Source organism: Flavobacterium sp. GQ95, assembly GCF_059758655.1.
In genome coordinates, this window is the sequence record NZ_JCAXEB010000002.1 from 411,541 (window position 1) to 424,452 (window position 12,912).

Genomic DNA, 12,912 nt, shown 5'->3' on the forward strand with positions numbered 1-12,912 from the left:
AATATTTAAACAAAATATTGTATCGCAAGACGTGTCTTATTTCAATCAAAAAAATAATTAACAGACACACATGAAAAAAATAATTCTTTTATTTTCCTTACTCTTCACAGTTGGGAATGTACTCGCACAAGAGCAAAGCAATGCGATCAGTACCGGAGTTCCTTTTTTGCAAATTTCTGCAGATGCGAGAGCTTCTGGTATGGGTGATATGGGAGTTGCGACTTCAGCGGATGTTTATTCACAACAATGGAATCCGGCAAAATATCCTTTTGCAGAAGAAAAACTAGGCATAGGACTAAGTTATACTCCCTATTTATCTTCTTTATCAAATGATATGGGCTTGTTGAATTTAAATTTCTTTAATAAAATTAACGAAAGAAGTTCTTTTGCATTCAGTCTAAGATATTTTGGGATAGGAGAGACCATCTTTAAAGATAATGAAGACGATCCAGGCCGAATCATGAAACCAAATGAATTGGCATTTGATGGATCTTATGCATTGAAATTAAGTGAAACATTTGCTATGTCAGTTGCAGGAAGATACATTCGTTCTAATTTAGAAATTCAAAATGTTGATCCAGACGCTCGTGCAGCAAGTTCATTTGCTGTAGATGTTGCAGGATATTATCAGGGACCTGAAAAAGCCTTCAAAAGCTTTAACGGAATTTGGCGTGGTGGATTCAATATTTCAAACCTCGGTCCTAAATTGAAATACAATGGAGATTCTTCATCTGAAAGTTTTCTGCCGGCCAATTTGAAAGTAGGTGGAGGTTTTGATTTTATTTTCGATCAGGATAACACTTTGGCAACTTCTGTTGAATTTAATAAATTATTGGTTCCAACACCACAAAATGACCAAACAATGGTACAATATCAAAGTGCTGGTTTTGTAAAAGGAGCCTTTAATTCCTTCACTGATGCACCTGGCGGATTTAGCGAAGAAGTAAAAGAAGTTACATGGGCAGTTGGATTTGAATATTCCTACCGAAAAGCTTTTGCGTTAAGAACAGGATACTTTCATGAAAACATTGAAAAAGGGAACCGTAAGTACTTTACACTTGGATCTGGATTTCAATACAAGAAAGTTAAATTTGATTTCTCTTATCTTGCCTCTGCAGCAAAACAGAAAACCCCATTAGATAACGTGATAAGATTTTCTTTATCTTTTAATATCGATGGCAATTCTGCTGCTAAAGTTGAAGAAACGGAAAAAAACACGACTAAGACCAACTAATTTTTTTTAAAACAAGGGAAAAAGTTGAAAAGAAAGCGAAAAAAATGAAATAGAAGAAATGAAAAATGAAGCCCTGATATTTCAGGGCTTCATTTTTGCTATTTATTAAGTAAAGTTTTATTAATTTTTGATTACCATTTTTAAAATAGTTTATTACTTTTTAAACCTCTAAAGCCGCTAAAATTGCTGCAATTGAAAAATGAGCTCCACAGACAAATTCATCTGCAGCTCCGTAATACATCGTGATTTTATCGCCTTCCACAACGTGACCATTAGTAAAAACTACATAACCGAAAAAGCCGCTCAGTTCGTAATTCTCTTGCGGACTCATGATAGGTTCTGTTGTACGGGCAATTACTTTGGAAGGGTCTTCGAGATCCATCAAAAATGCTCCAAGGCAATATTGATGTTCGGCATTAGCGCCATGGTAGATTTCAAGCCAGCCTTTATCTGTTTTTATTGGAGCTGCGCCGGCACCAACTCTGGCACTATCCCAAAGTCCCATTCGTGTACCAACAAGGAATTGATGATTGCCCCAATGGATTCCGTTCGGAGATTCAGCCAACCAGATATAATTTCCTCCAATCTGCGGACTGGATGGACGGTGTAAAGCATAAAATTTACCGTTTATTTTTTCTTCAAAAATGGCAACATCTTTATTATGTGGAGGAAATATCATGCCCTTTGTTTCAAAATTTTTCCAGTCTTTGGTGGTACGCAATCCAACTCCCACACCGTTGGATGAAACCGCCGTATAAGTAATATAATAAGTATCTTCCAATTGACTAACTCGTGCATCTTCTATTCCAAATTGTTCCAATATTCCGGAACCTACAAGAGAATTAAAACCTTCTGGTGTATAAAAATGAACTCCATCATCGCTGCACAATAAACGAAGGTGAGAGAGTGTAGTTAAATAATCAAGTCCCTTATATTGAATTACCCTGGCATCAGTGGCAATTAAATCAGGATCGTTAAGTGGTATTTCAATAATTTCAATCTTGCCTAAAGCGTTTACCACAGGAAAAAAAATAACACCTTCTTTTTGTGCTATGCTTTCTGCGACCCTTACCAATAGCCATGTTTTCCCCTCGAAAACAAAAACTCCCGGATTCAAAAGACTAATAATTTGTAATTCGTTACTACTTGCCTGCAAATCTTTAGGCATCAAAAGTGGATTCTCCGGAAATCTTTTTGCAATGTCGCTCATAGGTATATCTGTTTTGATTCATTTAGCTTGTGGATAAACAGCTTAAAGAAAAATAATAACATAAAAATAAGCATTTTTTTAGCTATAATATTTTATATAATAGGAGTTTAGTTTTGCAAGATTGACATTTCGGTTATAATAAAAAAAAATCATTTAGTTGATTTGTATTTACTTAAGGTGTTGAAAATAAGAATAATAAAACATTGAGAATCCTTGGAAACAGATTCAATTACTAATCTATTAGTTAAAATACTAACAAATTAGTTTGTCTACTAATTAATTAGTAGTATCTTGCATCAAAATTTGTAAACGATGATAAAACTAGCCAAAAGAGAAGAACAGATCATGCAGGTGTTTTGGGATTTGAACAAAGCCTTTATACGAGATATAATTCCACTATTGCCAGATCCGAAACCACATTACAACAGTGTTGCCACAATCGTGAAAATATTGGAAGAAAAAGGATTTTTGAACCATGAAACAGCTGGAAACATGCATTCTTTTTTTCCGGTAATCAGTAGGGAAGAATACCAGCAATTTGCACTGAAGGATATCGTTAGCCAGTATTTTGACAACTCTTACCCGCGAATGCTTGCCTTTTTTGCAAAAGAACAAAAAATGACAGAAAAGGATTTGGATGAAATAGTAACTATTATTAAAAATGATAAGAAATGATACCATATATTTTATACTCAGCCCTTATTCTTACGGCCTGTCTGGTTTTTTATAAACTGATGTTGCAAAAAGAAACTTTCTTTCATTTAAACCGGTTTGTATTGCTTTCCTGCATGGCATTAGCTTTTATTTTGCCTTTGGTTCCGATTCCTCAGCAATTATCTTTTAGAAAAATTGCTGTAGAAAAACCTGTTATAGAGGTGAAAACTCCGGTGAATGCTGGTACAACTGCTGTGTTAAAAGAACAACCTGCCCAACCAGCTCTTATAGAAGAAACTCAACAAGTAATCAATGTTGAATCAGTTACTCAATTGTTGGTTTATCTATATTGGTTTGGCATAATCGTCTTTGCACTTAACTTTTTAATGCAGGCTATTTTATTGTTTTACAGAGCTTATTCACAATCTGTTATTCAGGATGGGAAATTCCGTATTGTTGAAATTACGGGCGATAAAGCACCTTGTTCTTTTGCCAATAACATTTTTATCAATCCCGAAAAATATGAGTGGGAAACCTACAATCAGATTTTGCTTCATGAAAAAATTCATATTGAGCAAAAACACACAATCGATCTTCTGCTTGCTGAGGTAGTGCTCATATTTCAGTGGTTCAATCCTTTTGCATGGCAATGGAGAAAAGCCTTAGAAATTAATCTTGAATTCCTGACAGATAATCAAATGCTGCAGCAGGAAACCGTGGAGAAAGAAAGTTATCAATTCAGTCTGCTTAAAGTAGCAGCGCCACAATTCCCTTTGAGTCTTACAACTAATTATAATCAATCATTATTAAAAAAACGAATCATCATGATGAACTCAAAAAAATCAAACGTGCACACCACCTGGAAGTATTTTTTCCTGGTGCCAATTATGGTGCTGTTTGCCTGCCTTTTTAATCAACCGGCAGCGCAAAGTCAAACTCTTGCTTCTAAAGAAAAAGAAGAGAAACAAAAGCATTCAAACATTCAGAGCGGAATGGAAACCGAAGGAAATTGGTTTGCTACAATCAAAGGCAATACCGTTAATGTTCAGTTTAAAAGCGACGAGAACGATAATTCTAACAGTACTTTCCAATTGAATGAATTCAAAGATCTTCCGAAAGACAAACAAGGAACATTTACATTAACCCGCGAAGCCGGAACAATGACTTTCATTGGTAAATTCGAAGGTGATAAAGGAATGGGAACCTATAAATTTACAGCCAATAAAGACTATACTTCAGCGATGCATAAAGAAGGAATTGATCTTAACGACGATGAAGATCTTATGGTTTTCTTTATGATTAACGTCAAACAATCTTATGTGCAAATGCTTAAGAAAAAGGGCTACAACAATCTGGACAAAGATCAATTGATTCCTTTGGCGGCATTAGATGTAAGTGAAGCTTATATTACTTCAATTAAACAAGCAATTCCGGATATTGATTTGGATAATCTGGTTCCTTTTAAATCATTGGGAATAAACAAAGACTACATTGAAGAGATTCGTAAATCTGGTTACAAAGATCTTAGTCCGGGCAACATTATTGCACTAAAATCTCAGGGAATTGATGCAAAATATATCAAGGATTTTCACAGTTCTGTTAATTCAAAAAAGAATAACAAGAATTCAAATGATGCTGCTGATGCTGACGACGATGTTATTGCATTTAAATCATTAAACATTGATCAGGCCTTTATTGATTCCTTTAAAAAAATAGGTTATAATGATCTTTCTAACGATGATTTGCTGGCTTTGAAGTCACTAAATGTAACACCTGAATATATAAATAGTTTTGAGAAAGCAGGTTATAAAAACATCAAAACAGAAGATTTATTTGCTTTGAAATCACTAAATGTAACTCCTGAATTAATAGTACAATATAAAGATCTTGGTTTTAATGATTTGGATCTGAATGATGTAGTGGGAGCAAAAGCAGTTGGAGCTACACCTTCTTTTATTAAATCGATGAAAGGAAAAGGACACGATTTTAAAAGCTTAGATAAATACATTTCATTGAAAGCCGTTCTGGGCAATTAAACATAAAATAACGCAAGTTGTAAGACTAAAAAAAAAGCCCAAACCGAAAGGAATGGGCTTTTGTAGTTATTAGTGACTTTTACTATTCTCGAAACCAATAAGGGTAATCATATAAGGCGTAGTTGAAACCTTGATTTTCTTCTCAATTTTCATAGCAGCAAGATTCAGCTGTACTAATTCACCGGTAGCTGGAGAGGTGATGTAAGCAAAATTTTCTGTTAGCTGCATTTGCGGTTTTAAGGTAGCATCAGTCGCTGTTTCGCTGATTATTTTTCCTTCTTTTTCCACTTGTAAACTTGTCAGGTTGAATAATTTGAATTCACCTGAATGCAATAGGATTCCGAGTTTAGTAGCATTATAGCTCACTTTACATTGCATAATCGCAGGACTTTGCAAAATTGGTTTAATGGTTCCGTTTACTACATCAATTAAGTAAGCTCCTTTTGCGGCAGTATATCCAACAAATTTCCCTTTCGCTTTTGTTTCTAAAATGCTTCCAAACCAGGCAGTTCCAAAATCTTCCGGAAGCGCAATAAGCTTCTGTTTTCCTGAACTTTCAACAACCAAAACACCACTTGCAGATCCAAATACGGCATAAGTTCCATCTGAGGCATTTCCGTGAATACCTTTTGTTGCCACAGTAGGATCAAAAAGGGTTTTTCCTGTATTATCAATAATTTTTACTTTTTCAGGCAGCGTTCCTGCAACCGAATTATCCTTCACCGTAATCGCATAAGTACCATTGGTAAAAGTAGCCATAGCACCATGATGCGCCAGTAAACCAGCATTCACTACTTTAAATTTCGCTCCGGCTGTATTGATTTCTGATTCTTTGGCAACAGATAAAGTTCCGTCTCCGTCATTAAAAGTTAGTAATTCTCCAATTTTACTTTTAAAGTGCGTTGGCAGAAGCGATTGGCCGGTCAAAGCACCAAATTTCGGAATTCCGTCTACATCAACATGATCACCGTGACTTTCGAATCCGCTGTCAAATGTTTCTACGGTATTTGCTGTTCTGTGGATAATTCCAGCGTATCTGCCGGATTCAGTAGTATAAAGTGATGCTTTTGCAAATTTCGCATTAAACAAACTTGTCGTTGCGTCTAATGGATTTACTAATGTAAGATCTGTAGTTTTTTCATCAGAAAGTAATATTCTCAGGTATTTATATTCAGATAACGTTTCATCAGGAATTGCAGCAGAATTGTCGTCATCATTGCTACAGGAAACTGTAAAAGAGGCTATAGCAAATAGGAAAATCAGTTTGAAATAATTGTTTTTCATTTTAAAGGGTTTAAAGTTATTATTAGGATTAATGAATTAATAATTGATAGTAATTGGCATCGATTTATAAATACTCAGGTTGTAAGTTGTATTTTTATAAAGAACCACCCAATTGTATTGGCCGGATTGCCATGCTTTGTCTCCCGTAATTGCAGTTCCGTTCGCCTCTTTTTCAGCACCAATTGTAATGCTTTGACCACCCCAAACCTCATTTATCTTTTGCAGGGTAGCAATTTTTGAAGCGGGAGGAAGGCCTTTATGTTCGACTTTTGAGATGACAATCACCTTTTTAAAATCCAGATTATCGATACTTTCAGGATGGTAATTGAGGCTTTTTTTTATTAAAACAGAATATAAAATGCCATCACCCATAATCTGGCTCACCTGTGCATGTGCCGTGAGCAGATCATTCTTTTTGAAGATTAATTCCGGCTCCACCCAGGTTTCCATATAATAAATCAAATCGTCATTTCTTGAGAGCATATCTCTGCCAATTAACGGATCAGCAGGCATATTGGCCGGATCAGTAATGGTTAGTTCTTCTTTAATTTCGAGTTCGGTTCCGTTTTCATCTTTTACAATGAAATAGAAATCGAATTTACCTTCCGGGGCATCAGCAGGAATATTGAAATGTTTGTGTACATTGGTATTTTTGGCGCCTTTGTACTCGATCCACGTCAACTCAAACTTCCAGTCTTTGGTGTAGGTTTCTCCCTTTTTTGGAAGGATCTTTAGCTGTACATCGGCAATTTTATCACCGGCAATAATATCGGCGTTAAAATGAAAATCACGACCAATCAGGGCACGTTTGTTATTGGCGGTTCCAATTTCGACATTTTCGGCTGTGGGTTTAGAGGTAGTATTCTCATCGTCGTCGTTATTACAAGCTGTGAAGACAGTAGCTCCAACAAGAAGGAGAAGAAATAATTTTGCTTTTTTCATAAGGTTTGGGATTAATTAATTGAATTCATATTGCGTTTATTTTAATATTAAAAAGGGAATCTTCACGGACAGAATAATGTTTCTACTGGCTTCCGGCAGTTCGATTAACCTGTAAAAACTGGTGTGATTGAGGTATTTGGTATTGAACAAATTCTGAACCTGCAGACTAAGAATGAAATCCTGTTGTCCCGCTTTAACCTTAGTTCCTAATGCCAGATTGAAGACACTGCTGCTTGCCGTTTTTTTCTCCGGAGGAACAATCTGATTTTGCGCCGCGGTATAACGGTAATCGATCGAGAAATAGGTATCCAGTAAGTATTTAATTTCGGGTGTATAATTCAGTCCAAACAAAACCGAGGCAGGAGGTGAGAACGGAAGCGTATAGCCTTTTTTGCTGCCCGATAATTGTTCCGAATAAAGATATTCCGCCAGAATTTCGCCGCTTAAATGAGAGGTGAATTGATAACGGGTCTGCAATTCGCTCCCGTAGCGCATCACTTTGCTTTGTTCGTATTCAAAAACCTGATTGCCGGCACCGTAATAAATATCATGCTGAGAAGTCGGATTTAGGTAGATGTAATTGGGGAAATAATTAAAAAATGGACTCAGCTGAACGGACCATTTATTTGATTGCCATTCCATACCAAGATCTAATTGATAAGAACGTTCAGCTGCTAAATTGGGATCTCCTTTCTCAAATCTGAAATAATGATAATTGACACCATTTGAGGCGAGTTCCTTTGCAATTGGCATTCTGAAACTCGTTCCCAGATTTGCTTTTAAAGACCATTGCCCGGGAGTATAATTCACACCTGCAGACCAGTTAAAACTTTTGAAGGTTCTTGTTAACTCTTCAGAGCGTTTTAGATATTCGGAAGTGGTTTGGTCGTTTGCTGTAATTTCACTTTGAAACCAGTCTGTATATTGTTTCATTTCGATTCGGCCATAATCTAGCCGGACTGCACCATGCAGCAGCCATAAGTCGTTGAACTGTATTTTGTCGTAAACAAATAATCCGGCGTTGGCTTGTTTAAAAGCCGGGATTAAAAAACTCCAGCCATTAATTGCATTTTGCTGTTGTTCGCCATTTAGCCCTACGGTAAATTGATGATTGTGGATTAAAAATTCATCTTTAATCGCCACAGAAAAAACTTCTTTATCATATTGCCTTTCCAAATCCTGAGGCGCGTACATGTCCACAGGATAAATAGGTGGCATATATCCATGGTTAACATAATGGCTGTATTCCCTGCGAAAATTCTTCTGAAAACCCAATTGCGTTTCCAATTGATGGATGCCCAATTGAAAAGAAGTTGTATTGCTGATTTTGGTATGTGTAACTTCCTGAAAAGGCATTAAAATATCCCTGCTCGATTTATCATGAAGTGCAGTGTCTACATTTCGGGGCTCGAGCCCGTGTGCGTTGGCAAAAAAACCGCTTTTGCTGTAAATGTTACTGACATATATAACTGATTTGAATTTTTCAGTAATATATCCCGTACTGACATGCCAATCAAGTTCGCGTCCTGCTGTGTTGCGCAAATGATTTTTATATAACGGAACAGCATAATTGTAAACCTGCACCGTATCTGTCGGAACACGATAATCACCATAATCCATAGCGGTTATTCGGGTATCGAAAAACCATTTTTCACTGCGGCCAAAAAGGTTGAACGATCCACCAAATTGTTCATTATTACTTTTGCCTGTAAGATCAATACTTCCGCCTAAAACATTTTTAGCAGGAAAGGGAACAGGCTTTATATTGACAGCACCGCCAATGGCATCTGATCCATAAATAAAAGAAGAAGGTCCTTTGATAATTTCAACCCTGTTTACAGCATACTGGTCAATTTCAAGCCCGTGATCCGCGCCCCATTGCTGGCCCTCGTGTTTGATGCCGTTTTCGACAACAATAACCTGATTAAAACTTAGTCCCCGAATTAAAGGTTTTGAGCCACCAGAACCGATGGAAATGGTTTTAACACCCGGAATCCTTTGTAAGGACTGCATTAGGCTTCCGCCGAGATTCCGCTGGATAAAACTGCTGTTTACGATTTCAAGATTAAGTGATGTTTCTTTTTTGCGATGTGTTTCATAAGAATCTGTAATGATCACTTCCTGCAACTCTTTTATTTCCGGATGTAATAAAATCGCAGGAAGTACAATTTCCTTTTTATCAAAAGAAACTTTTACTTCATAGTGCGCGTAACCGGAAAAATGCACGGTTAGAAACTTAGAATCTTTTGGTATCTGGTTAAAAAAGAAATTACCTACCTGATCTGTAATTGTACTTGTATGGGATGGATGAAGGGTAACGATAGCGCCTTCTAATGGCTTTTGACCATTAGAAAATACGCTACCCGATAAACGAACGGTTTGCGCTGCCACTTTTGTCACTATAGCAAAACAAAAAAGCAACAGGCAAAAAGTCTGCAATCGATTTGATTTATTTTTATACATCAAAAACAACTTATAAAACTTTAATACTTAATCCTTTGATGGTTTGCCAGCCTTCCTTATCCGTCAGACGGATCATAAAGTGATAATCACCCGGATCAACATCAGTCGGAATCGTGATTTCCTGCGTGGCATCGTAACTTTTTTGTCCTGGCGGAATCGTGACAGAATTGATATACAACATTGGATTTACGGGTTTTTTGACAGGTTCAGTATCACAATTATTGACTTCGGTACTATGCGTATGATGATCAAAATTGTGATGAATGTCCAGACTGTAAGAGCCTAATTCAGTGTTGTCAGTAAATTTTGCCCTAAATGTAATTTTCTGCCCGCGGGTTACCTGGCTGCATTGTATTGGGAAGGCGTTTGCGGCCGAAATATCAACTACAGGATACTCTGTATCAATTTCATTTTTGTCACTTTCACAAGAGGTGAGAGCAAAGGCAGTTACACAAAAAAATACAAGGATTCTGTTTGTTGGGAGTTTAAGAATATTCATAACTATAAAATATGGGTTACAGAGGAGTGCATTTCGCATGAGAAATGGGGTAAAATGCGAAATGCGAAATGCGGAATGTGAAATGTTAAACTGTGAAAAAGTGAAAAGGAGATGTGAGATGCTAGTGGCGCATGGTATTGTTACCTAATGAAATAGGCACGATCGTGTTACGAATGCCTGAAGTTATTGGTTTTCGAGGCAAAATAATCATGATGCATAACCACTAAAGGTAATGCTGTTGACATTTAACGCCGGAAAAACTAATAAATAAACAGGTAATCAGAAAAACTAATTTCCTTTCGGATAATTTGCTTCTAAATAGATCTCACATTTCAAGCTTTACTTTTTACAGTTTAGAAAATAGGAGGTGCCCTAAGGGAAAATAACGAGCCTTTGAAAAACTCAGAAAAGGATGTGGAATAAAAATGTACCGTATGGATTAACGGACTATTTTTATAAAACTGAAAACAGCTAAAAGAAAAAGTACCAACCGGACTCAATTTAAAGTGGCAAATGGCACATTCTTCATTAGAATGATCGTGTACTTTTAAGTCGGTTTTATTGGTGTGGAGTTGTAGTTTTACGCTTTTATGCGAAGCATTGTGACTTTGTATGTGTTCATAAGAATGTATCGCCGGAAATAGTATCGCAAATACTACTACCAACGGCAGGAAAAAAGATAAAATTTTGAATTTCTTTTTCATTCTGTGAACAATACTTAACGCAATGTTGTTGCAAATATAAAATTCTTATTTGTAAATGCAACATTGTTTCAATAAAAAATCAGGCATAAAAAAATCCTTATGTGTATCTGCATAAGGATTAGTGTTTTATAGTGAATTCGAGTTTTAATTATCGCAAAAAGCGCCAATTTGCTTTAGATGTCTTTCTGTTTGGTATTTATTAAAGTTGTCCCATTTTGGTGCAACAGTTGTTTTTTGACCGTACATAGCATCCAGACAAATGTTATTGTCTTTGTACTTATCATGTAAAACAGCCAGAATTTTAAAGAAGAATTCATCAAGCAATACGATCGCTTCAAATTCAGATTTTAGAACGCTATAATTCTCATCTGACGGATTTAATAATTGCAATAAATCTAAAACTTCTTTCTTTTCCTCTTCAGTAATTTCAGTTGCATAACCCATTTTTAGCGTTTTGAAAACCAGATTATTCCAGGCTTTACTGTCATGCCCCCATTGAACATCAGGAAGGTTTAAAGAATGCTCACAAATCAAAATAATTGAAAAAAGAACATCATTTAAATATTCTGCCGGAAACTCGTCAAAACTTCTGAATTCGAAACCGCTTTGGTACATTTTTTCCTGATTAAAATCAAGACCCACTTCCGAAAGCATCTCATATTCCATTTCAGTTTCAATCTGATCACGCCACCAAACATTTTCTTCCTTTTCAAATTTTAGCAGTTTTCTAAAATTATCGACATTGTAGGTTAGGATTTTGCCTTTTGGCATTGCTTTATTGTACGTTCCAACGCCTATATAGCGCGACATCGCATTTCGCATAGAGCCCAAAGTGAATTTTTTGTCCAGACTGTATTTGTCGCTGATCACGCCCATAATATCCGGACTTCCAAGAGTCGCTATAAAAAACGGCTCAAACCATTGTAGTAAATAAATAGCGTTGGCATGTGTTTTCTCAAAATCATTGTAATCAACTATTCGGCTGTCTTCAGTTAAAGAAGGCAAAGTGATATGAAAATGATACGTTCCATTATTAAACAAAACCAGATTTTCCTGATTGGTCATGAACATATTAAGACCGTTGTTATAATCCGGAAAATTTAGTTTTCCGTTTAAAACTGAAGATTCATTAATTTTATCCAGAAATAGTTTTTTCGTTGCTTTTAGTTCTTTGCAAGAATCAGCGATTGTTCTATTTTCAAAATACTTCGTTACAAATTCGATAGAATCCCCATCAAAATGTACAGAACCCATCGTTTTGTTTCTTTGGGTAATCATACTCTGAATATTGTATGGCTGATCTTCAAGGAAAATTTCCATAATTGATTTCCCTAAATAGTCAGGATTCTCAATTGGTTCTGCGGCCACCTCACCATTTTCGGTATCTACTAATGGTTTTATTGGCGACAATGTTTTATGCTGATAGTTAATATCCAGTTTTTCAAGTGAATGACTGTTCATCATTCGGCTCACTTTATAACTTTCTTTTGAGTTAAAAGCTTTTTTCAAAACAGGGGCCAAACTTTCCGGTTTGTAACATTTTCTATAATCGATGCTGTATTTTTCAAAACCAATTTTCTCTTGTATAAACGCACCAGAAACTATTAAGGATTCCTCAAATTGCATATAGGTTTCGTTTTCTAATCCAATTCCCCAATAATATTTTTTTGTCTGATTGTCTTTCATTTATACTAATTTTCTTTTATGGTTATTGTAATTTATAAAGTTGTTTTTTATTCAGAAACACAGATCTAAGGATTCAAAACCAGAGACAAAAAATCTTTAATGGATAGCAGAATTGTTGCCTCCATTCAAAAAGTTTTAGGATCCTTTTAAAATTTTAGAAATGTATGTTTTAGTTTCAGGAATTTTGCACTTGTATCAAC

At 35.9% G+C, this 12,912-nt stretch carries 10 protein-coding genes; 3 read left to right on the forward strand and 7 right to left on the reverse strand.

Annotated elements, in window-relative coordinates:
- The first annotated feature begins 70 nt into the window (after nucleotides 1-70).
- Nucleotides 71-1,234, forward strand: a complete 1,164-nt coding sequence (gene porV / locus AC6CH4_RS06435) for a type IX secretion system outer membrane channel protein PorV (protein ID WP_498101252.1) — start codon at nucleotides 71-73, stop codon at nucleotides 1,232-1,234.
- Between the two features lie 160 nt (nucleotides 1,235-1,394).
- Here the strand turns inward: porV and AC6CH4_RS06440 are convergent, their stop codons facing one another.
- A complete protein-coding gene (locus AC6CH4_RS06440; RefSeq protein ID WP_498101254.1) occupies nucleotides 1,395-2,444 on the reverse strand; it encodes a glycoside hydrolase family 130 protein in 1,050 nt (349 codons plus the stop codon).
- A 312-nt stretch (nucleotides 2,445-2,756) separates the two neighbouring features.
- Here AC6CH4_RS06440 and AC6CH4_RS06445 point away from each other — a divergent pair, with 312 nt between their 5' ends.
- Both AC6CH4_RS06445 and AC6CH4_RS06450 read left to right on the forward strand, forming a co-directional pair.
- On the forward strand, nucleotides 2,757-3,119 hold the full coding sequence (locus AC6CH4_RS06445) for a BlaI/MecI/CopY family transcriptional regulator (RefSeq protein ID WP_498101256.1): 363 nt from the start codon (nucleotides 2,757-2,759) through the stop codon (nucleotides 3,117-3,119).
- The gene (locus AC6CH4_RS06450; protein WP_498101258.1) at nucleotides 3,116-5,134 is read left to right on the forward strand and encodes a M56 family metallopeptidase; all 2,019 of its coding nucleotides are present in this window, start codon (nucleotides 3,116-3,118) and stop codon (nucleotides 5,132-5,134) included. The genes AC6CH4_RS06445 and AC6CH4_RS06450 overlap by 4 nt, the downstream gene beginning before the upstream one ends.
- Nucleotides 5,135-5,203: 69 nt before the next feature.
- Here the strand turns inward: AC6CH4_RS06450 and AC6CH4_RS06455 are convergent, their stop codons facing one another.
- From AC6CH4_RS06455 to AC6CH4_RS06480, 6 genes are all read right to left on the reverse strand, one after another.
- Nucleotides 5,204-6,418 (reverse strand): hypothetical protein, encoded by a 1,215-nt coding sequence (locus AC6CH4_RS06455; protein ID WP_498101260.1) that lies wholly within the window; start codon nucleotides 6,416-6,418, stop codon nucleotides 5,204-5,206.
- Nucleotides 6,419-6,454: 36 nt separating this feature from the next.
- Nucleotides 6,455-7,360 (reverse strand): DUF4625 domain-containing protein, encoded by a 906-nt coding sequence (locus AC6CH4_RS06460; protein WP_498101262.1) that lies wholly within the window; start codon nucleotides 7,358-7,360, stop codon nucleotides 6,455-6,457.
- Nucleotides 7,361-7,396: 36 nt separating this feature from the next.
- Nucleotides 7,397-9,823 carry a TonB-dependent receptor gene (locus AC6CH4_RS06465; protein WP_498101264.1) on the reverse strand — a complete coding sequence of 809 codons (2,427 nt, stop codon included), beginning with the start codon at nucleotides 9,821-9,823 and terminating at the stop codon, nucleotides 7,397-7,399.
- 10 nt (nucleotides 9,824-9,833) lie between these two features.
- Entirely contained in the window at nucleotides 9,834-10,322 is a 489-nt protein-coding gene (locus AC6CH4_RS06470; protein ID WP_498101266.1) for a DUF4625 domain-containing protein, read from the reverse strand.
- Between the two features lie 353 nt (nucleotides 10,323-10,675).
- Nucleotides 10,676-11,026: a hypothetical protein gene (locus tag AC6CH4_RS06475; protein WP_498101268.1), complete on the reverse strand. Its 351-nt coding sequence runs from the start codon at nucleotides 11,024-11,026 to the stop codon at nucleotides 10,676-10,678.
- A 144-nt stretch (nucleotides 11,027-11,170) separates the two neighbouring features.
- Nucleotides 11,171-12,712 carry a hypothetical protein gene (locus tag AC6CH4_RS06480; RefSeq protein WP_498101270.1) on the reverse strand — a complete coding sequence of 514 codons (1,542 nt, stop codon included), beginning with the start codon at nucleotides 12,710-12,712 and terminating at the stop codon, nucleotides 11,171-11,173.
- Between the last annotated feature and the right edge of the window lie 200 nt (nucleotides 12,713-12,912).